Annotated in this window: 21 protein-coding genes; 10 read left to right on the forward strand and 11 right to left on the reverse strand. The window is 45.1% G+C overall.

The genetic code is table 11. From position 1 onward, the window contains the following. Positions 1 to 47: 47 nt before the first annotated feature. Entirely contained in the window at positions 48 to 674 is a 627-nt protein-coding gene (locus tag RXX31_RS03425; protein ID WP_317587705.1) for a hypothetical protein, read from the reverse strand. A gap of 106 nt (positions 675 to 780) precedes the next feature. After that, the gene (locus tag RXX31_RS03430; RefSeq protein WP_317587706.1) at positions 781 to 1,101 is read right to left on the reverse strand and encodes a DOPA 4,5-dioxygenase family protein; all 321 of its coding nucleotides are present in this window, start codon (positions 1,099 to 1,101) and stop codon (positions 781 to 783) included. 629 nt (positions 1,102 to 1,730) lie between these two features. Here RXX31_RS03430 and pdhA point away from each other — a divergent pair. Genes pdhA through RXX31_RS03445 form a run of 3 tightly spaced genes read left to right on the forward strand, consistent with a single transcriptional unit; the run spans position 1,731 to position 4,946 of the window. Beyond that, complete coding sequence (gene pdhA / locus RXX31_RS03435; RefSeq protein ID WP_317587879.1) at positions 1,731 to 2,825, forward strand: pyruvate dehydrogenase (acetyl-transferring) E1 component subunit alpha; 1,095 nt, start codon at positions 1,731 to 1,733, stop codon at positions 2,823 to 2,825. Further along, complete coding sequence (locus RXX31_RS03440; protein ID WP_317587707.1) at positions 2,818 to 3,801, forward strand: alpha-ketoacid dehydrogenase subunit beta; 984 nt, start codon at positions 2,818 to 2,820, stop codon at positions 3,799 to 3,801. The genes pdhA and RXX31_RS03440 overlap by 8 nt, the downstream gene beginning before the upstream one ends. Continuing rightward, positions 3,798 to 4,946, forward strand: coding sequence for a dihydrolipoamide acetyltransferase family protein (locus tag RXX31_RS03445; protein WP_317587708.1), 1,149 nt, complete (start codon positions 3,798 to 3,800; stop codon positions 4,944 to 4,946). Before RXX31_RS03440 ends, RXX31_RS03445 begins: the two co-directional genes overlap by 4 nt. A gap of 475 nt (positions 4,947 to 5,421) precedes the next feature. On the opposite strand, the gene RXX31_RS03450 is transcribed toward RXX31_RS03445, so the two are convergent. Together RXX31_RS03450 and RXX31_RS03455 are read right to left on the reverse strand one after the other, a co-directional pair. After that, positions 5,422 to 6,204, reverse strand: coding sequence for a sulfite exporter TauE/SafE family protein (locus RXX31_RS03450; protein WP_317587709.1), 783 nt, complete (start codon positions 6,202 to 6,204; stop codon positions 5,422 to 5,424). A gap of 14 nt (positions 6,205 to 6,218) precedes the next feature. Beyond that, entirely contained in the window at positions 6,219 to 7,106 is an 888-nt protein-coding gene (locus RXX31_RS03455; RefSeq protein ID WP_317587710.1) for an NAD(P)-dependent oxidoreductase, read from the reverse strand. 161 nt (positions 7,107 to 7,267) lie between these two features. Here RXX31_RS03455 and RXX31_RS03460 point away from each other — a divergent pair, with 161 nt between their 5' ends. Then, the gene (locus tag RXX31_RS03460) at positions 7,268 to 8,608 is read left to right on the forward strand and encodes a PLP-dependent aminotransferase family protein (protein WP_317587711.1); all 1,341 of its coding nucleotides are present in this window, start codon (positions 7,268 to 7,270) and stop codon (positions 8,606 to 8,608) included. A gap of 150 nt (positions 8,609 to 8,758) precedes the next feature. Here the strand turns inward: RXX31_RS03460 and RXX31_RS03465 are convergent, their stop codons facing one another. Then, positions 8,759 to 10,093, reverse strand: coding sequence for a PLP-dependent aminotransferase family protein (locus RXX31_RS03465; protein ID WP_317587712.1), 1,335 nt, complete (start codon positions 10,091 to 10,093; stop codon positions 8,759 to 8,761). Between the two features lie 105 nt (positions 10,094 to 10,198). On the opposite strand from RXX31_RS03465, the gene RXX31_RS03470 reads away from it, so the two are divergent. The 3 genes from RXX31_RS03470 to RXX31_RS03480 all read left to right on the forward strand — a co-directional run bounded on the left by RXX31_RS03470 (position 10,199) and on the right by RXX31_RS03480 (position 15,957). Continuing rightward, the gene (locus RXX31_RS03470; protein ID WP_317587713.1) at positions 10,199 to 11,086 is read left to right on the forward strand and encodes a DMT family transporter; all 888 of its coding nucleotides are present in this window, start codon (positions 10,199 to 10,201) and stop codon (positions 11,084 to 11,086) included. A gap of 291 nt (positions 11,087 to 11,377) precedes the next feature. After that, positions 11,378 to 13,039, forward strand: a complete 1,662-nt coding sequence (locus RXX31_RS03475) for an electron transfer flavoprotein-ubiquinone oxidoreductase (protein WP_317587714.1) — start codon at positions 11,378 to 11,380, stop codon at positions 13,037 to 13,039. A gap of 89 nt (positions 13,040 to 13,128) precedes the next feature. Further along, positions 13,129 to 15,957, forward strand: coding sequence for an AMP-binding protein (locus RXX31_RS03480; RefSeq protein WP_317587715.1), 2,829 nt, complete (start codon positions 13,129 to 13,131; stop codon positions 15,955 to 15,957). On the opposite strand, the gene RXX31_RS03485 is transcribed toward RXX31_RS03480, so the two are convergent. The 3 genes from RXX31_RS03485 to RXX31_RS03495 all read right to left on the reverse strand — a co-directional run bounded on the left by RXX31_RS03485 (position 15,954) and on the right by RXX31_RS03495 (position 20,112). Continuing rightward, positions 15,954 to 16,694, reverse strand: a complete 741-nt coding sequence (locus tag RXX31_RS03485) for a DNA-binding transcriptional regulator YciT (protein ID WP_317587880.1) — start codon at positions 16,692 to 16,694, stop codon at positions 15,954 to 15,956. The genes RXX31_RS03480 and RXX31_RS03485 overlap by 4 nt on opposite strands. Positions 16,695 to 16,771: 77 nt before the next feature. Then, positions 16,772 to 19,195 carry a formate C-acetyltransferase/glycerol dehydratase family glycyl radical enzyme gene (locus RXX31_RS03490; RefSeq protein ID WP_317587716.1) on the reverse strand — a complete coding sequence of 808 codons (2,424 nt, stop codon included), beginning with the start codon at positions 19,193 to 19,195 and terminating at the stop codon, positions 16,772 to 16,774. Positions 19,196 to 19,197: 2 nt separating this feature from the next. Continuing rightward, complete coding sequence (locus RXX31_RS03495; RefSeq protein ID WP_317587717.1) at positions 19,198 to 20,112, reverse strand: glycyl-radical enzyme activating protein; 915 nt, start codon at positions 20,110 to 20,112, stop codon at positions 19,198 to 19,200. A gap of 192 nt (positions 20,113 to 20,304) precedes the next feature. On the opposite strand from RXX31_RS03495, the gene RXX31_RS03500 reads away from it, so the two are divergent. Next, positions 20,305 to 20,979, forward strand: coding sequence for a fructose-6-phosphate aldolase (locus tag RXX31_RS03500; RefSeq protein ID WP_317587718.1), 675 nt, complete (start codon positions 20,305 to 20,307; stop codon positions 20,977 to 20,979). 83 nt (positions 20,980 to 21,062) lie between these two features. Here the strand turns inward: RXX31_RS03500 and RXX31_RS03505 are convergent, their stop codons facing one another. Continuing rightward, the gene (locus RXX31_RS03505) at positions 21,063 to 21,848 is read right to left on the reverse strand and encodes a DeoR/GlpR family DNA-binding transcription regulator (protein ID WP_317587719.1); all 786 of its coding nucleotides are present in this window, start codon (positions 21,846 to 21,848) and stop codon (positions 21,063 to 21,065) included. A 315-nt stretch (positions 21,849 to 22,163) separates the two neighbouring features. Here RXX31_RS03505 and RXX31_RS03510 point away from each other — a divergent pair, with 315 nt between their 5' ends. Beyond that, positions 22,164 to 23,207, forward strand: coding sequence for an oxidoreductase (locus tag RXX31_RS03510; RefSeq protein ID WP_317587720.1), 1,044 nt, complete (start codon positions 22,164 to 22,166; stop codon positions 23,205 to 23,207). A gap of 10 nt (positions 23,208 to 23,217) precedes the next feature. Continuing rightward, entirely contained in the window at positions 23,218 to 23,691 is a 474-nt protein-coding gene (locus tag RXX31_RS03515; protein ID WP_317587721.1) for a heme-degrading domain-containing protein, read from the forward strand. Between the two features lie 69 nt (positions 23,692 to 23,760). Here RXX31_RS03515 and RXX31_RS03520 read toward each other — a convergent pair whose 3' ends face one another. Further along, positions 23,761 to 24,741, reverse strand: coding sequence for a tetratricopeptide repeat protein (locus RXX31_RS03520; protein WP_317587722.1), 981 nt, complete (start codon positions 24,739 to 24,741; stop codon positions 23,761 to 23,763). A 4-nt stretch (positions 24,742 to 24,745) separates the two neighbouring features. After that, positions 24,746 to 25,429 (reverse strand): phage tail protein, encoded by a 684-nt coding sequence (locus tag RXX31_RS03525; RefSeq protein ID WP_317587723.1) that lies wholly within the window; start codon positions 25,427 to 25,429, stop codon positions 24,746 to 24,748. Positions 25,430 to 25,506: the final 77 nt, after the last annotated feature.

Here is a 25,506-nt window from a genome sequence, read left to right on the forward strand (position 1 = left end):
TCGGCAATGCTAACCCAACACAGAGTGAATTGCTACTGTACAGCGTGTTATTGTTTTTCTTCAGGTTCTTTTTTCTTGGATGGCAAAGCAACGACGACAATCAGAGCTAACAGTAAGAAAACCGGCGTCAGCTTTAAGCCATGCCAGATGGTATAACTATCGTGGAAAAGCCAAAAAATACCAACGGTGAGCAGATAAGCAAAATAGCTACAGAACACCAGACTCACTGCGGCAAAGCGAGCTCGATTAATGATTAAAATACGAACCAAATATTGACTGAGAATACCGGCACAATGCATCGCCAGTTGCCAGTTAATAACAAACACGGCCAGCGCAACAAATCCGGCCACCAGCAAGGAATCATAGGTATTGATGGCAAAGTAACTACCAAAACGGCTTATGATGAAGGGATATTCGCCCTCATACACCGTTGACCACGAAATCGCGTTAAGCGCTGCAATAAAGTTAGCGAAATAGGCAATCGCATAAAAGGAGGTTTGGGAGCTGAATGGCTGGAATACCTCGAATCGGTAACCCTGCCACTCTTCGTTGTTGTCTGTCGGGCCAACCCAACTGCGCTTTCGGGCAGGTACGGGCTCATCAAAAGCAGGGCCATTACGAAATAGTAACCAAAAAATATACAGTGCAAGTGCGACCAGGAGTATTGTCAGCATACCCTCCCCCTTTGATATGTCGATTCCACTGCTTATGGTTTTGGGGTCGTAAACGTCACTTCCCTGTTCTTCTTATCTATTCACTAACAACCACTTTGCTGAATCATTACGGTTCTAATTTTTCTTCAAACACACCTAACTCTCGGCCAAGCCAAATCGCGTTCTCCGTATAATCGAGTAACTCTCGCTCGCTTACGGGACGGATCAGCACCGAGAAGTCACCTCGAATTACATCTAACCAGGCGATAAACTCTTCACTTAGCGATTCCAGGTGTATCTCAAACATTGGCATTTTATGAGGGCCTTGTAATCGACCGATCAAAGGACATACTCGCAATACATCTTGACGCTCTTGGCGAATGATCTCATTTAATGCTTGAGCTTTGTCTTGCTGTCGCAATGGAAAATAAACGTGGGCGCGATACATAACTTCTCCATAATTCACTCTATCCATCAGTTTAGATACAGTTCTCTAAGTAATCCTTTCACATACTCACGTAAGTGGTTGGAATAGATACTACTTCAATGTGCCGCAACACTACCTTGATTCCATTCTGTTGGGAAGAGATTCTCTTTTCCCAATCACCTTAACCGATAAGACTCAATAATAATGGCTCAGTTTGTTAAATTTTACAGCCTAATTTTGTTGTAAATAGTGACTAATAATTAGTGATTAGATTCAACTTATAAAACAACCAACACAAAAAACTAGCACATTACTCTGCCTAACAGGGGTGTAAGCAAAACTTTACTGTTGAATAAATGTTAAAATAAAGCATTTTTTAACAAGTTGTTTACACTTATTGTGTCTGGTTATACCAAGATTGAATCAAAGGGTTAGGCGTTCAATAGCAGTACTAATAACGCTTTGTGTTTCACACAAACACAGCTTTGTTAAAGGAGACAATGACTGAAGGACAATAATGGTCATTAGCAAACGCAACCTGAGGTATAGCCTTTTTGCGCTGATATCAAAGTTTGAGTACCCATACAAACTTTGGTTTGAAAATGAACAGCTGCAGTCCAAAAGACCCGCAGCGTCAAAAGGAGCTTGAGATGAACGTTCAGGCATTACCCATGCATCGGTTTATCGACCATCATGGGAACCTCGTCGGCCAACTACCCAACTGGGCTGACATCGAAACGTTAGTCGGTTTTTACCGCGACATGGTATTAACTCGCACTTATGATAATAAAGCCGTTGCATTGCAACGCACCGGGAAATTAGGAACCTACCCTTCTCATCTTGGCTCTGAAGCTATTGGGATCGCCGTCGGTCGTGCGCTCAAAGCCGACGATGTGTTCGTCCCTTACTATCGCGACATGCCAGCTATGTGGTGTCGTGGTATTGGTATGGAAAAGAACCTGCAATACTGGGGCGGTGATGAACGCGGTAGCGATTTCGCACCGGAAGGTAGCCCGATACCAAGTCGGGATCTGCCATTTTGTGTCCCAATTGCCACACAGTGTACCCACGCCGTTGGGGTCGCTTCGGCGCTGAAAATTCAGGGCAACCATGAGGCAGCGCTTGTCATGTGTGGTGACGGTGGTACTTCCAAAGGTGATTTCCTCGAATCCATCAACTGTGCGGGCGCATGGAATATTCCATTGGTATTTGTGGTTAACAACAACCAATGGGCGATTTCCGTACCAAGAAGTCTACAATGTGCCGCTGAATTTTTGTCTGAAAAAGCAAAAGGCGCTGGCATTCCGGGTATTACCGTCGATGGTAATGACGTCATCGCTGTTTATGACGCCGCTGTGACTGCACTGGAAAGAGCGAGAAAAGGTAAAGGCGCGACGTTAATCGAAGCGGTTAGCTATCGTCTGAGTGACCATACTACCGCCGATGATGCTACCCGCTACCGCAATGAAGATGATGTCCAGACAGCCTGGCAGTTTGAGCCTGTCAGTCGACTCAAAAGCTTCTTGATCAATCAAGGTGCCTGGAGTGATGAACAGGAGCAACAATGGCTGGATGAGTGCAAACAACAAGTCGAATTAGCCGTTGAACGTTATCTTGATATGTCGAATCAAGCGCCGGAGGCAGGGTTTGACTACCTTTATGAATCTCTTCCTCAAGAACTCCACACACAACGAGATGAGCTGATCAACAAAGCAATGCGCATGCAGGGAGGCAAACATGGCTGAACTCACGTTAGTTGAAGCAGTAAACCTCGCGCTGCATCATGAAATGGAACAAGACTCGAAGGTTGTCGTACTTGGCGAGGATGTGGGTGAAAACGGTGGTGTATTCCGAGCCACCGTAGATCTCAAACACAAATTCGGATTGAAGCGAGTCATTGACACACCATTAGCAGAAGCCTTAATTGGTGGTGTTGCAGTCGGTATGGCCACGCAAGGGTTACGTCCGGTCGCGGAGTTCCAGTTCCAGGGATTTGTTTTCCCGGCAATGGAACATTTAATGTGCCATGCCGCGCGTATGCGAAACCGAACTCGTGGACGACTCACCTGCCCGGCCGTGTTCCGTGCTCCATTTGGTGGCGGTATTCACGCGCCAGAGCATCACTCAGAAAGCGTGGAAGCATTGTTTGCCCATACACCAGGGCTTAAAGTCGTCGTTCCTTCATCCCCACAACGCGCATACGGATTACTGCTCGCTGCGATTCGCAGTAATGATCCGGTTATGTTCTTTGAACCGAAACGAATCTATAGAACGGTGAAGTCCGAAGTTCTCGACAATGGGCAAGCCTTACCTCTCGATACGTGTTTCACATTGCGCAAAGGCCGTGACATCACATTAGTCACGTGGGGCGCTTGTGTGCTTGAGTCCTTACAAGCGGCGCAAACGTTGTCAAAACAAGGAATCGAAGTAGAAGTACTGGATTTAGCCAGTATCAAACCCATTGATACCGCGACCATCTTCAGCTCGTTAGAAAAAACCGGACGCCTGCTTGTCGTTCATGAAGCGAGTAAAACGTGTGGTGTCGGTTCTGAGCTTTTAGCACGTACCGCCGAACATGCGATGTGTTTGTTGAAAGCACCACCTAAGCGGGTGACCGGAATGGATACCATCATGCCTTACTATCGTAACGAAGACTATTTTATGATTCAGGAAGAAGACATTGTTAACGCCGCGCGCGGGCTCATGGAGGACTGGAAATGAAGACGTTTAACTTACCCGATCTCGGCGAAGGCCTTGCTGAGTCAGAGATTGTAAAATGGCACGTTAATATCGGTGACATGGTCGAATTGGATCAGGTGATCCTAACTGTCGAAACAGCCAAAGCAACGGTTGATGTCCCTGCCCCATACTCTGGTAAAGTAGTCAGCCGCCATGGTGAAGAAGGCGATATCATTAACATTGGTGCGTTATTGCTGGAAATAGACGAAACAGGTGCAGAACAAATCGCACCTGCAGAGGAAAAGCAGACAGCAGACGCAGCCACGGTCGTTGGTAGCGTATCTCACCAATCTCACAATATTAATGTGGATGATTTTTGGGTTGGAGGCAGCCACAACACCTCACAGGATAAGCTCATCACGGCTCTGCCGTCCGCCCGCTTGTTAGCTAAAAAGCTTGGCGTAGACTTGAATGCCGTTTCTGGTAGTGGGCCAAATGGCTTGATAATGGACTCTGATATCTACGATGAGGCAGGTAAACAGCGACCAGGAACCGAAGTACTTAAAGGCGCACGTCGAACTATGGTGTCGGCCATGGCTCAGTCACACAAAGATGTGGCAGCTGTGACCATCACTGAAGAAGCACTGTTGGAAAACTGGAAACCAAATGAAGACATCAGTATTCGACTGATTCAGGCTATCGTTCATGCATGTCAGGAAGAACCCGCCCTCAATGCGTGGTTTGACGAAGAGACCATGACGCGTTGTGTACACACGACCGTCAATCTTGGTGTCGCGGTAGACAGTCGTCACGGACTTTACGTACCGGTACTGCGCCATGCCGATGAGTATGAATCAAAAGATCTTCGTCGCTGGCTGGATCAAACGGTAGAAGGGATTCGTGAGCGGAAAATCAATCGTGAGGATTTACAACACGCAACGATTACGCTTTCTAACTTTGGCGCGATAGGTGGCATATTTGCAACACCTGTTGTGTCTCCCCCACAAGTCGCGATTGTCGGTGCTGGCCGTATCGTAAACCGTGTGGTGATAAGGAAGGGAAAAGCAGTTGCCGTAAAAGCCATGCCATTATCGATTACGTTTGATCACCGAGCTTGTACTGGTGGAGAAGCAGCAAGGTTTACTAAAGTACTGGCTGAGCATTTGCAAAGACCAAGTACCAAATAACCGGCACTCACACGCTAGGGTCTAAAAGGCTTCCATCTAGGAAGCCTTTTCACTTTAACCTTCAGAAAAGTATCTAATTTTCAGATAAATACATAGCGATAAATGTAGGAGAGGCATAAAGTTTCATACTTAACGACCAAATAACCCTGGTCACACCGTTCTAAATGATACGCAACCATAAATAAAGATTCATACAAATGGCTACTACCGAGTCTGAATCGCGCTACAACTGAGTATTAACGTATCATACTGGTTATTTTGACCATCACAGAACAACACTTCATACGACTTCAGGTCGCACGGACAAAAGTTCGTTAGAGTGTCTACTTAATTTAGCAAAATACAGATTAAGTCAAGTATGGGAAAAGCCATCGTCTCGACTGACAGCGTGGTTGTTCAGATAACGTAGAATAATACTAGAACTCTCATCCGCATCGAATGAGAGTTCTATCGTATAAATTTTGTTGGCTCGTTTTTAAATCAGAAATTTATAACCCAGCGAAATCATCAGTAGACTGAGTGATACTGAAATGGTTCGTTGAATCAGTTTTGCTCCGTATTTCATGGCTGATGAACTCCCGACATGATTACCAAGTAGGTTCATTACTACCAAAGGTATTGCCAGCATATATAAGACATTACCTGCAATCATAAAGGCGAATAACGCGCCGATATTGGAGGAAAAATTAAACAGCTTGGAAGTTGCTGATGACGAAACCAAATCAAATCTCAGTAAGTAATGCAAAGCTAAAATTAGAAAGCTACCTGTACCCGGACCGAAAAATCCGTCATAAAAACCTATTACAAATACAGCGGCGGGAACACCAAATAGAATGACTGTTTTATTGATTGGTGCTGGGTTCTGTTCATTACGATTCTTCTTAGGAATAAAAGATAAAATAATTCCGAACGGAAGCATAAAGAGAATGATTTTACCGATAGTATCCGGATCAAAGTAGAGAATCGCTTGTGCTCCAGCATATGCACCAATTAAGCCTGCTGGGATACCGGTTGCCACTGCGGTCCAAATTACTTTCTTATTGCGCACAAAATTACGTATTGCTGCGATAGTACCTAATGTGCTGACAATTTTTTCTTGCCCCAGAGCTAATTGAGGCGGTAATCCCGCAAGGATAAAAGAAGGAACTAAAATGAGTCCTCCTCCACCAGCTACGGAGTCAATGAAACCAGCCGCAAAGGCCGATACCATTAATGCTATTAGTATTAAAAGCGTAATATCATTTCCTAACCATTCCATGAGTACCTCTCCGATTATTCATTGCTATATGCTTTGATCAGCACAGAAGTATCAAGACGACCGAACCCTCGTTCTTGCAAAGAGAGATACTGACGATCCACTTCTTCAGTAAGAGGGAGGGATAACCCATTTTTCTCAGCTTCGTTAAGGCAGAACCCAAGGTCTTTACGCATCCAGTCAATCGCAAATCCAAAATCAAACTTGTTTTCAGACATAGTGACCGCACGGTTTTCCATCTGCCATGATCCTGCTGCTCCATGTTTTAGCACATCAACAACCTGCTCTATGTTCAGACCTGATTTCTGGGCAAGAAGCACCGCTTCACTGAGTCCTTTTAAAACCCCAGCAATACATATCTGATTAACCATCTTGCATCTCTGCCCCTGACCGTTGTCACCCAGCAGAACGACTTGATTTGAATAACTTGAAAGTACTGGAGAAATGGCGTCAAAAACGTCTTTTTGCCCACCGCACATGATGGTTAACACGCCATTTTCAGCGCCTGCCTGGCCACCTGACACCGGAGCATCAATGAAATGTATGCCTTTCGCTGCACACTTCGAAGCAAGTTCCTCTGCCAGCTCAGCCGATGTTGTTGTGTGGTCGAGCAATACCGAACCTGCACACATACTGTTAAGTACACCAGTATCACCATATACGACACTTCGAACGTCATCATCATTTCCGACACAGAGTGCAACAACATCGGCTCCCTCAGACGCTTCTGATGGTGTAACTGCAAACTTACCCGGATATTCAGTTGTCCAATTTTGAGCCTTTGAAGTCGTACGGTTATAGACAGTAACGTCAAAGCCACGATTTGAAAGATGTCCTGCCATTGGATATCCCATTACACCCAAACCAATGAAAGCGACTTTTGAAATGTTATTTGAATTATTCATGTTGTTCCCTTTTTACTGACGATGTTTATTACATTGAAATACCTTAATTGATCACATTGACATATGTCAATAAGGTTAATTTACTTATGTTTATAATTTTTTAAATGAATTAAACTAGGTAACTATCTTTGAGAGTCATTGAAGTATCTGTAGGAGCGCCAGTGAGTAACGCCAAGTTTGTCAAAATTGCCAAGATCATCGAGAGTCGAATAGAAACGGGGGAATATAAACCTAACTCAAAGCTACCGACTCACAGAGTGCTTGCCGATGAACTGGAAACGACACCAGCGACCGTCGCCAAAGCCTACAACCTGCTTGCAGATAAAGGGAGAATTGAATCACACGTAGGTCGGGGAACTTATGTATGTGAAAGGTCTGATTTAGGCAAAGCGATCCAGGCCCCTGAACATAGTGACGATTATAATTTTTCTATTCTTCAGCCTTGTCTGCACAAAAATGTTGATTCACTTCAACGGGCTTACCAGTCTACAGCGAATAAAATAACATCGGAGCTGATCGGCTATGTTGAGCATTCAGGGCATGAAACCCATCGTCAAGCTGGAGTGACTTGGGCTGAGCACTATGGTTTGGAAGGCGGGAATGCCAACAATACAATTCTGACCAGTGGCGCACAACATGCGCTCTCTCTACTCATCGACGCTATGACGAAACCTGGCGATACCATCGCTGTAGAGTCTCTTACTTACCCCGGTATTTTTGCTATAGCCAATCTTTCTGAGCGTAATATCGTGGGTGTTCCGATGGATGAATATGGGGTATCTCCGGACGCTTTAGACTCGGTTATTGCAGAGCACAAACCTAAACTGGTCATTATCGTTCCATCACACCAGAACCCAACCGGAATCACCATGCCTGAATTTCGCCGGGAAGAGGTCGCTAAGGTGATTCGTCAACATAACATATGGCTTGTTGAAGATGACATTTACTGTTTTCTTGATGAGAAGCCAATACCCGCTATCAGTAACTTTATTCCAGAACTCTCTTTTCATATATCGGCACTTTCGAAAGCAATCAGTCCAGCTATGAGATGTGGCTATATCAAAGCGCCCGATAGCCAGATTGCTCTGCTAAATGCCCATATACGATCGACTATCTGGCTTCCATCTCCCATCAACTTTAGCGCTGCAACCCACATGATAGAAACAGGGGAAGCATTTGAATTAGCAAACTCTCAACGTAGCACTGCTCAAGAAAGGCAGTTAATGGCTCGCGAGATCATCCCAACGATTCAATGCAGATCCACTGGATATCACATCTGGTTGCCTTTACCAGAACAATGGAAAGCAGAGCACCTAGTTCAACAAGCTAAAAATCAAAATATCCTTGTCAGCAGTGGCAGCTATTTTGATGTAAATGGCATAGAAGCGGGTCATATCCGTCTTTCATTAATGTCAGTCAGCACTGAAGCGAGGCTACGCGAAGGGCTTAATAAATTGAAATCTCTCTTGGATTCAAAAGTAAATACTTTGTTCCCATTTTAGTTAGTAGATAGGTGGATTTAGTAAAAGAGCCTCAGTGGTTGTGCATATTCGAGTAACCCAAGAAATAATAAACGGGGCATTTCTGAGCTAGAAGTGCCCGCCATGAAGTGTTTTAGAACAATATTGTAGATAGCTAATTATTGTCTTTGACTATCGAGCTAGCTCAAATTCTATAGCTTCTCGAACTTTACTAAGCGCAATACGTAGTTCATCTATAGAAACTGAACCAAGTGCTATTCTGATAGCTTGGGTGACAGACTGTGACGCACTAAAAGGCTCTGCGGTAGACACGGAAATGTTAATCTCCATTAGTTCCTTTACTATCCGATCAGCTCTTGCCTCTTCCGGTAAAGGAATCCAGGCAAAGTATGATGAGGGATGAGAAATACATGGAATATCTCCTAAGCTCTCTCTGAGTATGATTTGTCGTTTGCCTGCATCACGTCTCTTTAAATCTTCAAAACGAGACACTGTTCCATCTTGTATCCAATTGCATACCAATTTGGTCATTACTGAAGGAGTGTTCCATGTGGTTGCTCTGACTGCTCTTTCGAGTGCTTCTCGATAAAAATCCGGACAGACAACAGCACCAACTCTAAGACCTGTTGCTACATTCTTTGAGTATCCAGTGACATAGACGGTACGCTCCGGAGCAAAGAACGCAATCGGTCGTGGTGGCTTGAGGGATAAATAGGCATATGGGGTATCTTCGATTATTAAGAGATCATGCTCCCGAGCAATCTCTGCTAGCTCTACTCTTTGGCTTCTACTTAATACCCAACCAAGTGGATTATGTAATGTCGGCATAGTGTATATGGCTCTAACATGCCTTCTTTTGCACATTTGTTTCAAAGCAGCTAAATCAGGACCATCAGCAAGAGTTGGTATTGCGACTAGTTCGAGATGATACAATTCTGCCAATGCTTTAAATCCCGGATAGGTTAACGCATCCACAGCCACTACATTTCCGGGCTTTAGCAACCCCATGACTGAGATGGTCAATCCATGCTGTGCTCCATTAACTATTATCACATTCTCTGCAGATGGCTGTAGTCCTTGGCTCGATAAGTGATCAGCAATAATTTCTCGTTCCGCTAGCCTCCCCGCATGGGGTTGGTACCGCAAAAGTGATTCAATATCACCAACTGAAGATACTTGTCTAAGAGCATCGCGTAACAATTCTCCCTGCCCCGGTAAAGACGGGTAATTAAAATTTAGGTCAAGGACATCTGTTGCTACTGCATGCTGATCGATACCGTGACCATAGGGCAAAGATATTTCTCTGACGAACGTTCCCCGCCCAGTTTCTCCACTAACTAAGCCCATTATTTCTAGCTCACTGTATACCCTCGTTGCCGTAGCTAGAGATATGTGTTCCTGAGCAGCAAGTTTTCTATGAGTTGGTAGCCGGTTTCCCGCCGGTATTTCTCCCGAACGAATGAGTTCAGCTAGCTTATCAACAATGTTTTTGTACCTAGCTTTCATTAATTGTATCCATGACAATTATTTGATTGTAATGAATTAGTGAGATTACCATCAGCCTACTTAGCGCTCAAGTCTGCGAGCTATCTGTATAAAAAGTGAGGTTTAATGGTGAATTTAACTACATATAAAACAAATACTGGTTCGGTTTCTGGTTGGCTAAACGGATTATTGGGAGTGATCATTTTTAGTGGTTCGTTACCGGCAACAAAGCTCGCCGTAATCGACATGAATCCATTTTTCTTGACCTTCTTGCGAGCATCCATTGCAGGTATCTTTGCGACTATTCTCATCTTCGGGTTTCGACAGCAGCGTCCTCATACATCACAAATACTTTCCCTAATGGTCGTATCACTAGGCGTAGTGGTTGGATTTCCTTTACTCACTGCTATGGCGTTACAACATGTCACATCCGCACATTCAATTGTATTCTTGGGTCTCCTCCCACTTACAACTGCTATTTTTGGTGTTTTACGTGGTGGTGAGCAGCCCCAAAAAGCATTCTGGATATTCTCTGTAATAGGCAGTGCACTGGTTATAGGATTCGCTCTATCTCAGGGAGCGTCTATTTCACCTGTCGGTGATTTGCTAATGCTTTCAGCCATCATTGCCTGCGGGTTGGGATATGCAGAGGGCGCTAGACTGACACGTGTTCTGGGGGGATGGCAGGTAATTAGTTGGGCGCTGATTATATCTTTACCTTTCATGTTGATTGCCTCGTTACTAACGATGCCAGAATCGTTCAAAAGTATTGGCAATACAGCCTGGTTCTCCCTGTGCTATGTTTCACTATTCAGCATGTTGATTGGCTTTATCTTCTGGTACAAGGGATTAGCCATTGGAGGTATTGCTTCTGTCGGTCAATTACAACTTTTACAACCATTCTTTGGGTTGGGGTTGTCAGCGGTGCTCCTGCATGAAACTGTCAGTCCTGTAATGGTACTTATCACTCTCGGGGTAATTCTGTGCGTAATTGGGTCTCGCAAATTCGCCTGATAGTGGTATTTCCCGATAACAAATTTAATATTTAGACCACTTCGGGCTAAATATTGTCAGCAATATCCAGCATAAATTGCTTTAAACACCGAATGGGGCATTTTTGATTTAGAAATGGCAGCTTACCGACGTGGTCGCTGCCATTTTAGTATGAGACTTTATTACTCTCCGACAATAAAAATAAAATATTTAGTTTTGCGGTAATAAGTTCAACTCACGTTTACGTTAACTGAACTATAGTTCTATATATGACAATGAGATAGGTGAACAAAAGATAAAGGAAGCAGAGAAATGGAACGAGAAATTATGGAGTTTGATGTCGTAATCGTCGGTGCAGGTCCTGCAGGGTTAAGCACAGCTTGTCGATTGGCTCAGCTCAATCAGCAACGACAGGACGAACCATTATCCATTTGCGTCGTGGAAAAAGGTTCCGAAGTCGGTGCACATATTCTCTCTGGTGCCGTATTTGAAACTCGCGCCTTAGATGAGCTGTTTCCTGAGTGGCAAACCATGGGCGCTCCCCTATCGGCTTCTGTGACAAACGATTCTTTTCTCTATCTGACAACATCACTTAATCATGTCCAGGTTCCTCACGCTCTCACCCCAAGCCCGATGCATAACGATGAAAATAACTACGTCATCAGCCTCGCTAACCTGTGCCGTTGGCTGGCAAAACAGGCTGAAGAACTTGGGGTTGAAATTTTTCCGGGTTTTGCCGCAGCGAGCATTAACTATGACCAATCCGGAGCCGTCACTGGGATCACCACGGGTGACATGGGGCTGGATAAAAGCGGGCAAAAAAAACCGAACTTCAAAGCGGGTATCGAGCTGAAAGCAAAATACACGGTATTTTCTGAAGGGTGCCGTGGCCACTTAGGTAAAGAGCTTATCCGTCGATTCGATTTGGATGCAGGTAAACAAACGCAACATTACGCGTTAGGTATAAAGGAAATTTGGCAATTGCCAGATAATTCAGCGCAATTAGCCGGTAACGTGATCCACTCGGCGGGGTGGCCATTGAGCGAAACCGACACGACCGGGGGCGGATTTCTGTATCATATGGATGATAATCAACTCGCCGTTGGTCTGATCACAGATCTTAATTACGATAACCCCTATTTAAGCCCGTTTGATGAGTTCCAGCGCTTTAAACATCACCCAGCCATCAAGAAACATCTCCAAAATGCACAGCGTGTTGCCTATGGTGCCAGAGCTATTGCCAAAGGCGGCTTTTCTTCACTGCCTAAACAGCAATTTCCCGGTGGACTTTTAATTGGTTGTGATGCGGGGACGCTAAACGTGGCCAAAATCAAAGGCAGTCACACCGCGATGAAATCTGGTTTATTGGCTGCAGAAGCAATAAACGTGGCACTGCAAAACTCTACACCTGAACCTGATTATCAATCTCTCTTTAAAGCTTCCTGGTTATATGAAGAGCTGATAGAAACCCGTAACTTTGGCGCAAATATCCATAGGTTTGGTAGCCTACTAGGAGGCGCACTTGCTACCTTTGAGCACAATGTATGGCGTCCACTATTTAAAAAACCATTACCCTGGAAAGTTATCGATAACTCGCATGATGATGAACAAATCAAGCCAATCAGCGCATCTCATCCGATCGAATATCCTAAACCGGATGGTGAAATAAGTTTCGATAAGCCCTCGTCGGTGTTTCTGTCAGGCACACAACATGAAGAAAATCAGCCGTGCCATCTAGTACTGACATTTCCACATATACCAATCGATGTGAATCTTGCCCTATTCGGTGAGCCTAGCCAACGTTACTGCCCTGCTGGTGTATATGAAGTGATTGAAGTTGAAGGAAAGCCGACGTTCCAGATCAATGCGTCAAACTGCGTGCACTGTAAAACATGTGATATTAAAGATCCTTCGCAGAATATTACCTGGAAAACACCAGAAGGCGGTGGCGGTCCGAACTATCAGAATATGTAACCTCTTGTAATTAGTGGTCTACGCTTTAAACACGGAAAAAGTTTAACAGAGTAAACAAGCAGCACTCTTCTTCTATCGGGAAGCTTCAAATGTCTGACAATAATGACAGTACAGGTAGAGATTCTGAGAATATCGCACAAGCTGTTTTAGAGATCGTACGGGGTCTTACACTTGAATTGGACCCCGAAGGCGTGTCGTCGGTTTCTGTACACTTAAAAAGTGACCTTGACCGAGATCTTTGTCTGGATAGTCTGACCCGTGCAGAGCTGCTCACGCGTGTAGAAAGTCACTTTGACGTCTCCCTTCCAGAACACGCACTCGCCACCATCGCCACGCCAGAGGATATAATAGGCGCGGTACTCAAGGCAGCACCATCGAGTAACGTAAGCCTATTGAATGGGTCTGGTAACGAGATCAAACTCGATTTGGTTAATCAGTTACCAACCGAGATCACTACATTGCAAGCGCTGCTAGACTGGCATGTGGCGCTTCATCCAGAACGGCCTCATCTTTACGTGTACCAGAACGCTGATGAAGTTGTGGAAGTCAGCTACCGCAAACTAAAACAACAAGCACTTAAGATCTCGGCAGGGCTGATAGAGGCCGGAGTCGAAGCGGGCGATTGTGTGGCAATTATGCTGCCGACCTGTACAGACTACTTCTATAGTTTCTTTGGCATATTGTACGCCAGAGCCGTGCCGGTGCCCATTTACCCACCCGCCAGAATCGAACATGTGGAAGATCACTTAAATCGTCATGCCAGTATTCTTAACAACGCGCAGGCCAAACTATTAATCACGGTCAAAGAAGCCAAGCCCGTCGCTCATTTACTTAAGTTACAAGTTCCCTCCATAGATGCCATCGTCACAACAGAGGATTTGGAGAAAGACACCACCTTCCCCGATATCGGCAATGCAGACACGAGTGATATTGCTTTTCTGCAATACACATCAGGAAGTACTGGCGTGCCTAAGGGCGTCACCCTTACCCATTCGAACTTACTCGCGAACATCCGGGCAATGGGCAAAGTTATCGGAGCTAAGTCTGATGACGTATTTGTCAGCTGGCTGCCCGTCTATCACGATATGGGACTCATTGGAGCATGGCTTGGCAGTCTTTACCATGCAATACCGTTAGTGATCATGTCACCGCTACTCTTTTTAACCAAGCCTCAGCGATGGTTGTGGGCGATTCATCGTCATAAAGGGACCCTTTCTCCCGCACCTAATTTTGCTTATGAGCTTTGTGTAGCCCGGGTGAAAGAAAGTGATCTAGAAGGGCTGGACTTAAGCAGTTGGAGACTGTCATGGAATGGTGCTGAACCTGTCAGCCCACAATCGATCCAGAATTTCTCCGAGAAATACGCCAAGTATGGATTTAAACCAGAAACCATGTCACCTGTGTATGGGTTGGCAGAGTCCTCCGTTGGGCTGACTTTTCCTGTCACCGTTAGAGAGCCACGTATAGAGTATTTCCAAAGAGAGGCGTTAAGCCAGTTCGGTCGAGCGGTGCTGGCCCAAAAAGACGATCAAGATGCTATCCCGTTTATTGGATTAGGCTATCCACTTCCCGATCATCAGATCCGCATCGTTGATGATCTTGGTAAAGAGTTACCAGACGGAGAAGAAGGCGCCCTTGAGTTTCAGGGCCCATCCTCCACCCAGGGTTACTATCGCAACCCTGAAAAAACCAAAGCTCTTTACCATGATGACTGGCTGGTGACGGGCGATCGTGCGTTTACCTTAGGTGGCGAGCTTTTTCTTACCGGACGCAGCAAAGACATCATTATCAAAGCCGGACGCAATATCTATCCTCACGAGTTGGAACAAGCAGTGGGCAGCATTGATGGTATTCGCAAAGGTTGTGTGGCCGCGTTTGGTAGCCACGACAATCACTCCGGTACGGAGAAACTGGTCGTGGTAGCGGAAAGTCGCGAAACCAATAAAGACAAAATCAAGCAGCTAAAAAAGAAAATTAACAAACTCTCGCTAAAACTACTTGGTAACCCCGTGGACGATGTCATTATCGGCCCTCCCCACTCTATCCCTAAAACATCCAGCGGAAAAATTCGCCGCAGTGCGTGTAAAGAACTGCATGAGCGTGGGTCTTTTGCTAAGCAGCATCGTGCTTTATGGCTGCAAACCATCAGTCTAGCCGTCACTGGAATCAAGCCTCAGCTTCTAAAATATACGCGCACGCTCTTAGATGTTGGCTACGCAGCCTATTCGTGGCTCGTACTGGGGATACTCGCGCCTTTGGTCTGGCTGCTTGTTGCACTGTTACCCAACAAAGCCATGTGCTGGAAAATCACCGAGTTTGGTGCCAAAGCTCTGATTAAACTCACGGGAACAAAATGCACAATAGACGGAAAGGAACACTTACCTGCCGCGAATGCCCCCTGCATTTTAGTCGCGAATCATAGCAGTTATCTCGATGGACTGGTGATAGTCGCCGCCTCAGGATTACCATGCCGGTTTGTAGCAAAGAGTGAATTACTCAATAATCCATTTACCCGAATTTTCTTAAGTAAACTCGGTACAGAATTCGTAGAGCGTTTTGACGTGGAAAAAAGTGTCGGGGATGCCAAAAGGCTGGCTTTTGATGATTATGCGTGTCAGCCAATAGTTGTCTTTCCTGAAGGCACATTATATCGGATGTCTGGCCTGCACCCATTTCATATGGGCGCGTTTATTGCTGCCGCAAACTCACAGGTCCCAATTATCCCGATAACCTTGCGTGGCACTCGCTCTAAACTCAGAGGTAATTCTCTTTTTCCGCGCAGAGGTGACATCAATGTAACCATTAGTGAGCCACTCTACCCGAACGGTAGTGACTGGAATGCAGCACTTGAACTGCGCGACAAAGCCCGAACAGAGATCCTCAGCCACTGTGGTGAACCAGATATGGCTCGCAGTTAACCAAAATAGACAGTAATGCCATTGTCTTTAAGATAATTAATAGCCTCTTTCGGCGCAGAGTTATCAGTCAGCACAATCGAGATTTGCTCAACTCGCCCGATGGTTGAGGGAAAAATCTGGCCAAATTTACTCGAGTCAGTCAGCACAATATTTCGGCGTTTTTTATTTAAGATGGTGGTTGCAATCTCGGCACGCATCATATCGCGACTGGTGAAACCCGTGTCTGGCTGGAATCCGTCGATACCTAAAAACGCGGTACTAAAATGGATATTTTCAATGCATAGCTTGGTTAAAGGCCCAACTAAGCTTTCACCCTGATGCTGGTAAACACCACCAAGCAAAATGATATTGGCAGAAGTATTACGTATGAGGTGAGCTATATAGGCAGAAGGCGTAATGATGGTAACGTCACCTCGCTCCGCCAATGTTCTTGCCAGCAGCGCATTTGCACTTCCACCTTCGATAAGCACCGTCTCATTGGGCGCCACTAAGTCTGCCGCTTTATTCGCCAGCGCTTGCTTGATATCGAAGCGCACTTCTAAGCGGTTATCGATATCATCACTTTGCAGAGCCATCGCCGCGCCATGCACCCGCTTTAAGTACCCTTCTTTTTCGAGAAAATTGAGATCTTGTCGGATTGTCACCCCAGAAACGCCAATGACGTCCGATAACTCAGTCACCTGAACTCGCTTTCGGTCATTAACGAGTTGTAGGATTTCATTTTGTCTTGGGTTCATAAGTTCATCTTCGAGAAAGAAAAGAGGCATTATTATAACACCTCTCCCTTTCATTTGAAACTAAAGTGAAAGATTAATCACAACTCATGTTCCGTACGAGCAATAATGTCATCCTGTGCATCTGGCGACAGCGCAGTGAAGAATGCAGAGTAACCCGCAACGCGTACTACGAGGTCGCGATATTGCTCAGGATTCTTCTTCGCGGCCAACAAGGTCTCTCGGGAAACAATGTTGTATTGTACGTGCCAACCTTTATGGTGATTAAAGAAGGTACGAATCAACATAGAGAGCTTCAACTTATCCCCTTCCGAAGCTACTGCAGCCGGGCTTAACTTCTGATTAAGCAGCACACCACCTAAGATTTGATTGGCTTGGATTTTACCGACTGAGTTGTACACTGCAGTTGGCCCCAAACGATCTGAGCCAGATGCCGGGCTTGCGCCTTCCGCCAGCGGCGTTTTAGCTTTACGGCCATCTGGCGTTGCCATGGTAGAAGCACCAAATGGCACATTAGCGGAGATACTGGATGTCCCTGCGTAGTAACCACCACCGATTGGGCCTCGTCCGTAACGGGTGTTAACAAACTGACTGAGCTCATTGATGTAAACCTGATACGCATCAGCCAGAAGTTGGTCAACATAATCATCATCGTTGCCATATTTTGGCGCGAAGTTGATTAATCGCTGACGAAGCTGTTCGTTCTCAATCCCAGCAAAGTCTTCAGCCAGTGCTTTTGCTAATTCTGGCTGACTAATCTGCGCATCTTCAAAGACCAGATGTTTTATAGCAGCCAGGCTGTTGCCCAAGTTAGCAATACCCACTTGCAGGCCGGATACCCAGTCGTATTTTGCACCGCCCTCTTTAACTGTTTTACCGCGGGATAAACAGTCATCCACCAGTGCAGAACAGAATACATCTTGCGCTTGTTGCTCGAGTACGCTGTCAACAACACAATCAATCTCAATCGATTTGCGTGTGTAGTAGCGAATCTGCTCTGCCCAGGAGGCGGTCACTTCATCAAAGTTGGTAAAGTTACCTTTCGCTAACGATTTATTATGCGGTAAGAAGGCTTTACCAGTGGTCGCATCGATGCCTTCGTTTAACGCAGCAAGTAAGATTCGAGCAAAGTTAATAAAGCTCATACCAGTACAGCGATAACCCCATTTACCAGGAACCGCGGTTTCAATACAGCCAATAGAGGCGTAGTTGTAAGCGTCTTCTTTCTCGACGCCCAATTTGATGAACTCAGGTATCACAATTTCATCATTATTGAACGCTGGCATACCAAAACCACATTTAATCACTTCAATACAACCCATCAAGAACTCTTGATTCAATCCTTCATGGTAACGAACGCTCAGGTTTGGCTGGGTGGAACGAAGCTGGCCGCAAGACTCCAAAATTGCCCACGACAGTGGATTTACCGCATCTTCTGGTTCGCCATTTTTATTTAGCTTTTGACCACCAATACAGACGTTTTGATACAGCGGAGAACCTGCCGATGCTTTTGAGTGCGCACCGGAACGAATTTTATTGACTTCAAGGAGTTTCAACCAGCAGCTTTGTAGCAGTTCTAACGCGAACGCTTTATTCATCACACCATTTTCGATATCGCGCTGATAGTATTCGTTGAGGAACTGGTCCATGCGGCCAAAAGAGACCGAATGACCGTTCGATTCGATTTGCAACATTAACTGAACGAAATAGCTCAACTGGAGTGCTTGCCAAAAATTCGTCGGAGCGTGATAAGCGACATGACGGCAGTTTTCAGCAATGGTTTCGAGTTCGGTTTTTCGCTCTGGGCGTGTTTCAGTCTGTGCCATTTCAACGGCGAGATCCGCGTAACTCACTATGTGATCTTGAATCGCCAATAATACGATTTCAACTGACTTATAGAATTGTTCTTTTTTCAAACCTTCATAAGTAGAGACATCATTGTTGGAACGATGTTGACGAACCTCTTCCAACAAACCATTCATACCGATCTTAAGTATTTTCTCATTGTCGACCGCTAGGTGCGCATCGCCAGACGTCATATTGCCTTCAGCCTTAATAATGGTACTGGCCAGAATCTCTTGCTGCTCGTCAGTAAATAAACCGTAACAGCGATCCTGAACGGTTTTACCGCGCCAGTATGGCGTTAGCGCGTGGATACTTTCTTTGTCTTCTTCGCTAACCGCAAAACCAGCGCCTGGGCGGTCTGCCAGATCGTCAATTTCGGCTTCAATCCAGCGAACCGTGTATTCAGGAAAGATTGGCGCTGCGCGTACCTTGCTTGCCTGATTACCAATGATTAATTCGTCATGCTTGATCCAAATGGTACGAGTGCGCAAATGCTCTTGCAGTGCCAACGCGCGTTGGACAATAACAGGTTTATCTTCATTTGCCTGATAGGCGCGAGTGTATGCTTCTGCACGTTCGGTACAAACTGGTGGAGTGACAATGTTTACCAGTGCCGATTTATGCGCTTTGATACGCTCTGGAAGGGTGTGTAGGTTCATGATTAACCTCTTACAATCACGTTAAGTTGGGTATGTTCGCTTGCATAGTGCATTGCGCTTTCTATCAGTTCTGGCTTATTTAATGGCTCTTCAGAACACTCGTAAGGCATATCGAGCAAACGGTATTTGTTCATGCCGAGGGTGTGATACGGCAATAAGTGAAGTTCCTGGCAGCTTTCTAATGAAGCAGCAAAATCAATAATCTCTTTCAGCTCTTCGATGGTGTCGTTGAACCCCGGGACCACAGGTACACGAATCACAATACGTTTCGCTATCGGAGCTAATTTACGAAAGTTATCTTTGATGCGTTTTAGCGAGCCTTTCGCCCAGTTAAGAAACTTGTCTTCGTCAGTGTGTTTGAGATCAGCAAGCCAGCAGTCGATATGTGGCGCGACTTTTTCTACGTTTTTCCACGGTACATGCATGCAAGATTCAATGGCTGTCGGGACTTGGTTTTCATGCAGTCTTTGCGACAATTCAGTCACCAGATCCGCTTGCATCAACGGTTCACCACCAGAGAAAGTGACGCCACCTTGGCTTTGGTCGTAAAACGGTTTGTCCTTCATTAACGTGTCGAACAACGTATCTGCTGACGCTTCTTCACCACATACTGTTAACGCTTGAGTCGGACACACATTTTGCAATGCAATCAGTTGCTCTTGGTTAATCGACTTACGATTAATGATAATTTGTTGATCAACTTGCTGAATCCCCTCACACGACATTGCGCGGCTAGCAGCAACGCAAAGTTCACACTCTTGCAGACAGCTACGCGCATCAAATAACAGCGAACGTTTTTCACTGCGGCTCTCAGGGTTCTGACACCAAGGACAAGACAGACTGCACCCTTTCAGAAACAGGATGGTACGAATGCCATCACCATCATGGGTCGAGAACCTCTGAATATTGAAATACATTTCTATTCGCCTCTTCGCTTTCGTCATTGTTGTGCTTGATTTGATATCTGCACTTTCGAACTTAACTTTCATTTAATGAAAATATTATACTTTCATTTGAAAACACAATTGATCGAAATCAAGATCTTTGTCGATAGACGGATATATAGTGACTCCATCAACAAAACAAAGAATTTGTTTAAGGTAAACCTTATGATTGAACTCTATTTAGATACAGCTGATGTCGCAGAAGTAACACGCTTTGCCCAATGCCTGCCGCTAAAAGGCGTGACGACAAACCCGAGTATTCTGGCAAAATCAAAACAGGGGCTAAATGAAACCCTAAAGAACATGCATCAAGCTTTGGGTGGCTCTCCTCGCTTCCATGCACAAGTCGTTAGCACAACGGTAGAAGGTATGGTTGAGGAAGCCCGTCAAATTAACGAATTACCTTACGACATGGTTGTTAAAGTGCCAGCAACAGAGACAGGACTGGCGGCGATTAGGTTAATGAAGCAAGAGGGAATTCAGGTACTAGCGACGGCTATATACTCCGCACAGCAAGGTTTTCTCGCGGCACTTTGCGGTGCAGATTACTTAGCCCCTTACGTGAACCGCATTGATGCAATGAATGGTAATGGTGTCGAAGTCGTTGCCGACCTGCAATTATTGCTCGATCACAACCAACTTCCGACAAAAATTTTAGCGGCAAGTTTCAAGAACACACAGCAAGCGATGGAAGTGATGATGTTAGGTATCGAAGCGATCACTCTGCCAGTGGATGTGGCGGCGCAGATGTTCTCTCACCCTGCCGTGCAGCCCGCTGTCGATCAATTTGATAAAGACTGGAAATCAGCGTTTGGTGACATACTTTCATTTGAAAGCTAAGTGTTCGAAAGTATTTAAGCGCCCTTGTGACAATGTCACGATTTTGGGCGCTTTTTTAATTTGCTCTACTGCTAATCTTCTTTTTATTCTGGATCATGACCAGTTTTATTGTCCGACTCTACATCCACGACAATAAGCTCAACACCATGGTCTTCCATTTTCCTCGCTATATGCTCTGGTGGTCGACGGTTGGTGATGACAAAATCGATCTCTGACCATGAACAGGATTGAAACATCAGCTGCGTATTAAACTTACTATCTTCAGCGATACAGATCACCTGAGTTGATTGGCTCGCCATTGCTAGCTTTAGGTTGGCATCGGTTTCCAAGTCCGTCGTTATACCCGAGTCAGATAAAGCGCTCACACCAATAAATGCTTTATTTGCCTGATATTTCTTGATCTGTTGTGTGGTCATATCGCCAAGTATGGCATGAGAAAAGTCATCAAACGTTCCTCCAAGCACGCACTTTTTAATACCAGACTTATCACTCAGCTCACCTAGTGCTTCTAGAGAGTTTGTTATCACGCTGCAAGGCTCTTCGAGGTAATGAGCCAGTGCAGCGCAAGTGGTGCCAGCGTCTAAAAATACAATGTCGTGTTCTTTGACAAGTGATGCCCCAAATGCAGCCAAGTTTTGTTTAATCGGGTTGGATTTCGATCGCTGATTAAAGGAAATCGTCACCTTTTTATCATCCAGAATTGCGCCGCCTCTAATGCGTAATATGCCCGGATGGTTGGACAGCTTAACCAGATCGCGCCGCGCAGAATCGTAAGAAATGTCATACTTGTGGCAAATCTCGTCTATGGTGATTTTACCGTGATTTTTTATATGAGCTTCAATCTCAATCAAACGTTCGTCTTGCGTCATTAATAGTTACACCTTGTTTTGATCGAATTTAGTGTAACTGATTCTTATCAGTTAAACACTTAAAAACACGTATAAACACTTACAGTTACATTGATTAATTCATCATCATCGATCAGAAACCTCGGTTTTAACTTGAAAATACGTAAGTAAATATGAGACATTTGAGTATTAATGCGCAAAATGGTAAGCATTTGTGCACTGTTTATAAGTGTTTTTAAAGCAACGTGATGATAATCAAACAATGCTCATTCAATCACGTTATGCCAAATCAGAGATGTAGAGCCTTCTCTACCCACAAGCAGAGAGTTAGATATTATGACTTTTTCACCAATAAAGACCGCGGTAATCGGATATGGATTTTCAGCAAAAACCTTCCATATTCCATTCGTTAGCGCATTAGATGAATTTGATCTTGTCGCCATCAGCACCAGTAATGGTGAAGCGGTAACCAAAGACTGGCCAACTGCACAGCACTATGCATCGGCGTCGGATTTACTCTCAAGTTCGGATGCAGAACTGGTCATCATTACAGCACCAAACGATGTCCACTTTGATCTCGCTAAGCAAGCCCTTGAAAATGGCAAACACGTGATCATTGAAAAGCCATTCGTGACCAATGTGTCGGATGGTGAAGCACTTATTGCGCTGGCGAAAGAAAAAGGCCTCATTCTAAGTGTTTATCATAACCGTCGTTGGGATGGTGACTTCTTAACCGTTAAAAAATTAATAGAAGAAAAACGCATTGGCGAGTTAAGGCATTTTGAATCTCACTTTGACCGTTTTCGACCAGAGGTTCGTCAGCGCTGGCGTGAACAGGCGACAGATGGTGGGGGCATTTTGTTTGACCTGGGCTCGCATTTAATTGATCAGGCACTTGAACTATTCGGTCTTCCTGATGCGATCAGCGCTGAATGTAAGATGATGCGTGAAGGCTCGACCAACGTTGATTATTTTGATGTTGTTATGCACTATCCTAATCATTTGGCCATCGTTCACGGCGATCTATTCAGTGCCGGGCCGAATAAGCGTTTCACCCTGAAAGGTACAGGCGGCAGTTTTGAAAAACTCGGGTTAGATCCGCAAGAGCCACGTTTAATTGAAGGTATTTCACCAATCGAACCGAGCTGGGCAGATGAAACACCCGACGACTATGGCTACTTTTATAATGCCGATAACCGAGAAGCTGTAGTCACCGAACAAGGTGGCTATCAGCATTACTTCTTACAAATGGCGGACGCAATTCGCAATAATACGGCTCCACCAGTTTCCGCTGAAGACGCCTTATGGAACATCAAGCTGATTGAATTGGCGATGGAAAGCAGCCGCTTGGGTCAAAAATTACCAATAAAGAGTGTGTGAGAACAAGGAAATGAGTAAAGACATTTTATCAGAGCTATTAGATCAAGAAACGGACTTACAGTTAGATCATTTTAATCATGGCACTGCATGGGAATTAGGCTGCGCATTGAAATCGGCGGCGGAGGAACGATCGGCTACCGTGTTTATTGAAGTGTACGCCTTCGAGCAAGTGCTGTTTAGTTACGCAATGGAAGGCAGTACTAAAGACAAGCAAGACTGGGCGAAGCGCAAACGTCAATCTGTTCTGCGCTTTGGTCACAGCTCTCATTATCTGGGGCATTACAACGAATCTAAGCAACGCGACTTTGACAGTCAGCCTCACATAGATGCCAAAGAATACTGTGCCCATGGCGGTGCCTTCCCTATTCGTATCAAAGGAAGTGGACTAGTTGGTGTGATCACGGTGTCTGGATTACCGTCAGAAGAGGACCATAACATGGCAGTTGAGGTGATAAGAGCACATATGCAGCGTTCGCAATCATAATGATCACTTAACGATCTATAGGCGGAAATGTCTGTGGCTTAAGTCGCGGACTTTCCGTCTTACTCTACACTACGGCCGACGATTTTCATAAAACTCTTGTACTTGAAAATCTAACTCCTCCTTCCACTGTGCTGGTAACTCCTTTTCAATTTCTCCCAAGAATCGGGCGGCATCATCAGTCGAGTTCACTTGATGTGCTGCTTTTGCCCATACATAGCTTTTAGCTAACAGTTCAGATCTCACTTTTTCAGAGCTAGATTTACCGCTATTGTGTAACTTACTCCAGTACATTTTTGCCGTCGGTTCATAAGCTTTTTCGATGTGGCGAGATGAGGCAAGTTCCATTAAATACAGTGCCTTATTATTGGCGTTTTCGGCTCCACTCTTCACGCCTACAACTTTAAGATAAAGGCTTGCCAGCTTATAAGCCGCTTCCCCAGAGCCATTATTTATCGCCTGCGTGTACCAAAATTCCACTCTCTCTAAATCGAAGACTTCTGAATGAGATATATAGATATCGCCTAACGTGACCTGAGCGTTGACGGCGCTCCGCTCCGCCGCTTTCTGACACCATTGTACGGCGAGTGGCAAATTTCGTTCTTGCCAGACAGTGCCAAGGTACAAACGCCCTAAGTCACAGGCAGCCTCGTAAACGCCACTCTCATAGGCCAACTTAAACCAATCACCAGGCTGTTCATTTAAACCTACCGCATGGTTCTGCATTACACAAAAACCATACTCTTGTTGAGCAACGGGGATACCTTTTTCTGCGGCAGAAGCAAAGAATTCACAAGATTTGGCTGGATCTTTGTCTATGTCACCCCAACCATGCTTGTAGAAAAGTGCTGAGACAAAGTTAGCTTCAGCCGAGTTTTGTTTGGCTAATTGTGTAAAGATTTCAAACGACTGAACATAATCACCACGAGCAAGAGACTCATATCCCTTGGCCAGCAAATTGTTTTCATTTTCTGCTAAATTTGCAGATGAGTAAGCCAGACTACAAACGAGCAAAGCAAGTCGTAACTGGCTGTCATTAAAAATGTTGTACATTCAGTTAATTTCTCGATGGGAAATAACCCTGAAGCGCAATGATCCAGCTTACAGCGATGTATGGCATACGATTTTCATGAGCCTGACTCCCACCAGTACCTGATACTGTTGTCGAAGCGGTAAAGTTGTTTGCCGCCACCAAACTGAAAGTAACGGAATCAGGGCTCATCATAACGTCAGGAGCATCAGAAGCGTATTTCAGCCCTGCAAGTGAGTTACCTGCCGCGCTTTTCGTATTTGGCTTACCACCAAATACATGCAGGTTTATCACTCCGTCAATATCTATATCTCCAGACATCAACGTCGTCGCTGTATGAGAGTGGGATGGCAATTGCTCCTCCTCTAACGCTACGGTTTCAGAACCACCACGCTGGCCTAACTGATAATTGCTCAGCCCGGGTCCATGACCCCAACCAATGAGTGTACGACCTCGGGTATCTGGTAAAGCAAACGTTGTACGTCCATCGCCACCATATGTCGTTCCTACAATAGAGAATAAAGCACTATATTGGGCGATGGGCAAAAGCTGTCCGTGAGCAAAAGCCCAGCCGCGAGGAGCAAAGTTTCCCGCAAACACACACATAGATCCGATAAAAGGCGTAGTACTGCAAGCTAACACATTCGAACTAAACATAAACAATGGCAACAAACTCGCAGCAACTAATAATTTTCTTGTGAACTTTCTCATGATCTGACTCCTTTATTGAAAAGGTTTAGGAAGCAAAATCAATGGGATGATGGTTAGCGTTATGAACACACCAATAA

Origin of the sequence: Vibrio sp. EA2, assembly GCF_033042495.1 — a bacterium.
Lineage (GTDB): Bacteria > Pseudomonadota > Gammaproteobacteria > Enterobacterales > Vibrionaceae > Vibrio.

Coding starts and splice junctions, on each gene's coding strand:
- RXX31_RS03425 (WP_317587705.1), bottom strand. CDS start 674: ATGCTGACAATACTCCTGGTCGCACTTGCACTGTATATTTTTTGGTTA.
- RXX31_RS03430 (WP_317587706.1), bottom strand. CDS start 1,101: ATGTATCGCGCCCACGTTTATTTTCCATTGCGACAGCAAGACAAAGCT.
- pdhA (WP_317587879.1), top strand. CDS start 1,731: ATGAACGTTCAGGCATTACCCATGCATCGGTTTATCGACCATCATGGG.
- RXX31_RS03440 (WP_317587707.1), top strand. CDS start 2,818: ATGGCTGAACTCACGTTAGTTGAAGCAGTAAACCTCGCGCTGCATCAT.
- RXX31_RS03445 (WP_317587708.1), top strand. CDS start 3,798: ATGAAGACGTTTAACTTACCCGATCTCGGCGAAGGCCTTGCTGAGTCA.
- RXX31_RS03450 (WP_317587709.1), bottom strand. CDS start 6,204: ATGGAATGGTTAGGAAATGATATTACGCTTTTAATACTAATAGCATTA.
- RXX31_RS03455 (WP_317587710.1), bottom strand. CDS start 7,106: ATGAATAATTCAAATAACATTTCAAAAGTCGCTTTCATTGGTTTGGGT.
- RXX31_RS03465 (WP_317587712.1), bottom strand. CDS start 10,093: ATGAAAGCTAGGTACAAAAACATTGTTGATAAGCTAGCTGAACTCATT.
- RXX31_RS03470 (WP_317587713.1), top strand. CDS start 10,199: ATGGTGAATTTAACTACATATAAAACAAATACTGGTTCGGTTTCTGGT.
- RXX31_RS03475 (WP_317587714.1), top strand. CDS start 11,378: ATGGAACGAGAAATTATGGAGTTTGATGTCGTAATCGTCGGTGCAGGT.
- RXX31_RS03480 (WP_317587715.1), top strand. CDS start 13,129: ATGTCTGACAATAATGACAGTACAGGTAGAGATTCTGAGAATATCGCA.
- RXX31_RS03485 (WP_317587880.1), bottom strand. CDS start 16,694: ATGAACCCAAGACAAAATGAAATCCTACAACTCGTTAATGACCGAAAG.
- RXX31_RS03490 (WP_317587716.1), bottom strand. CDS start 19,195: ATGAACCTACACACCCTTCCAGAGCGTATCAAAGCGCATAAATCGGCA.
- RXX31_RS03495 (WP_317587717.1), bottom strand. CDS start 20,112: ATGTATTTCAATATTCAGAGGTTCTCGACCCATGATGGTGATGGCATT.
- RXX31_RS03500 (WP_317587718.1), top strand. CDS start 20,305: ATGATTGAACTCTATTTAGATACAGCTGATGTCGCAGAAGTAACACGC.
- RXX31_RS03505 (WP_317587719.1), bottom strand. CDS start 21,848: ATGACGCAAGACGAACGTTTGATTGAGATTGAAGCTCATATAAAAAAT.
- RXX31_RS03510 (WP_317587720.1), top strand. CDS start 22,164: ATGACTTTTTCACCAATAAAGACCGCGGTAATCGGATATGGATTTTCA.
- RXX31_RS03515 (WP_317587721.1), top strand. CDS start 23,218: ATGAGTAAAGACATTTTATCAGAGCTATTAGATCAAGAAACGGACTTA.
- RXX31_RS03520 (WP_317587722.1), bottom strand. CDS start 24,741: ATGTACAACATTTTTAATGACAGCCAGTTACGACTTGCTTTGCTCGTT.
- RXX31_RS03525 (WP_317587723.1), bottom strand. CDS start 25,429: ATGAGAAAGTTCACAAGAAAATTATTAGTTGCTGCGAGTTTGTTGCCA.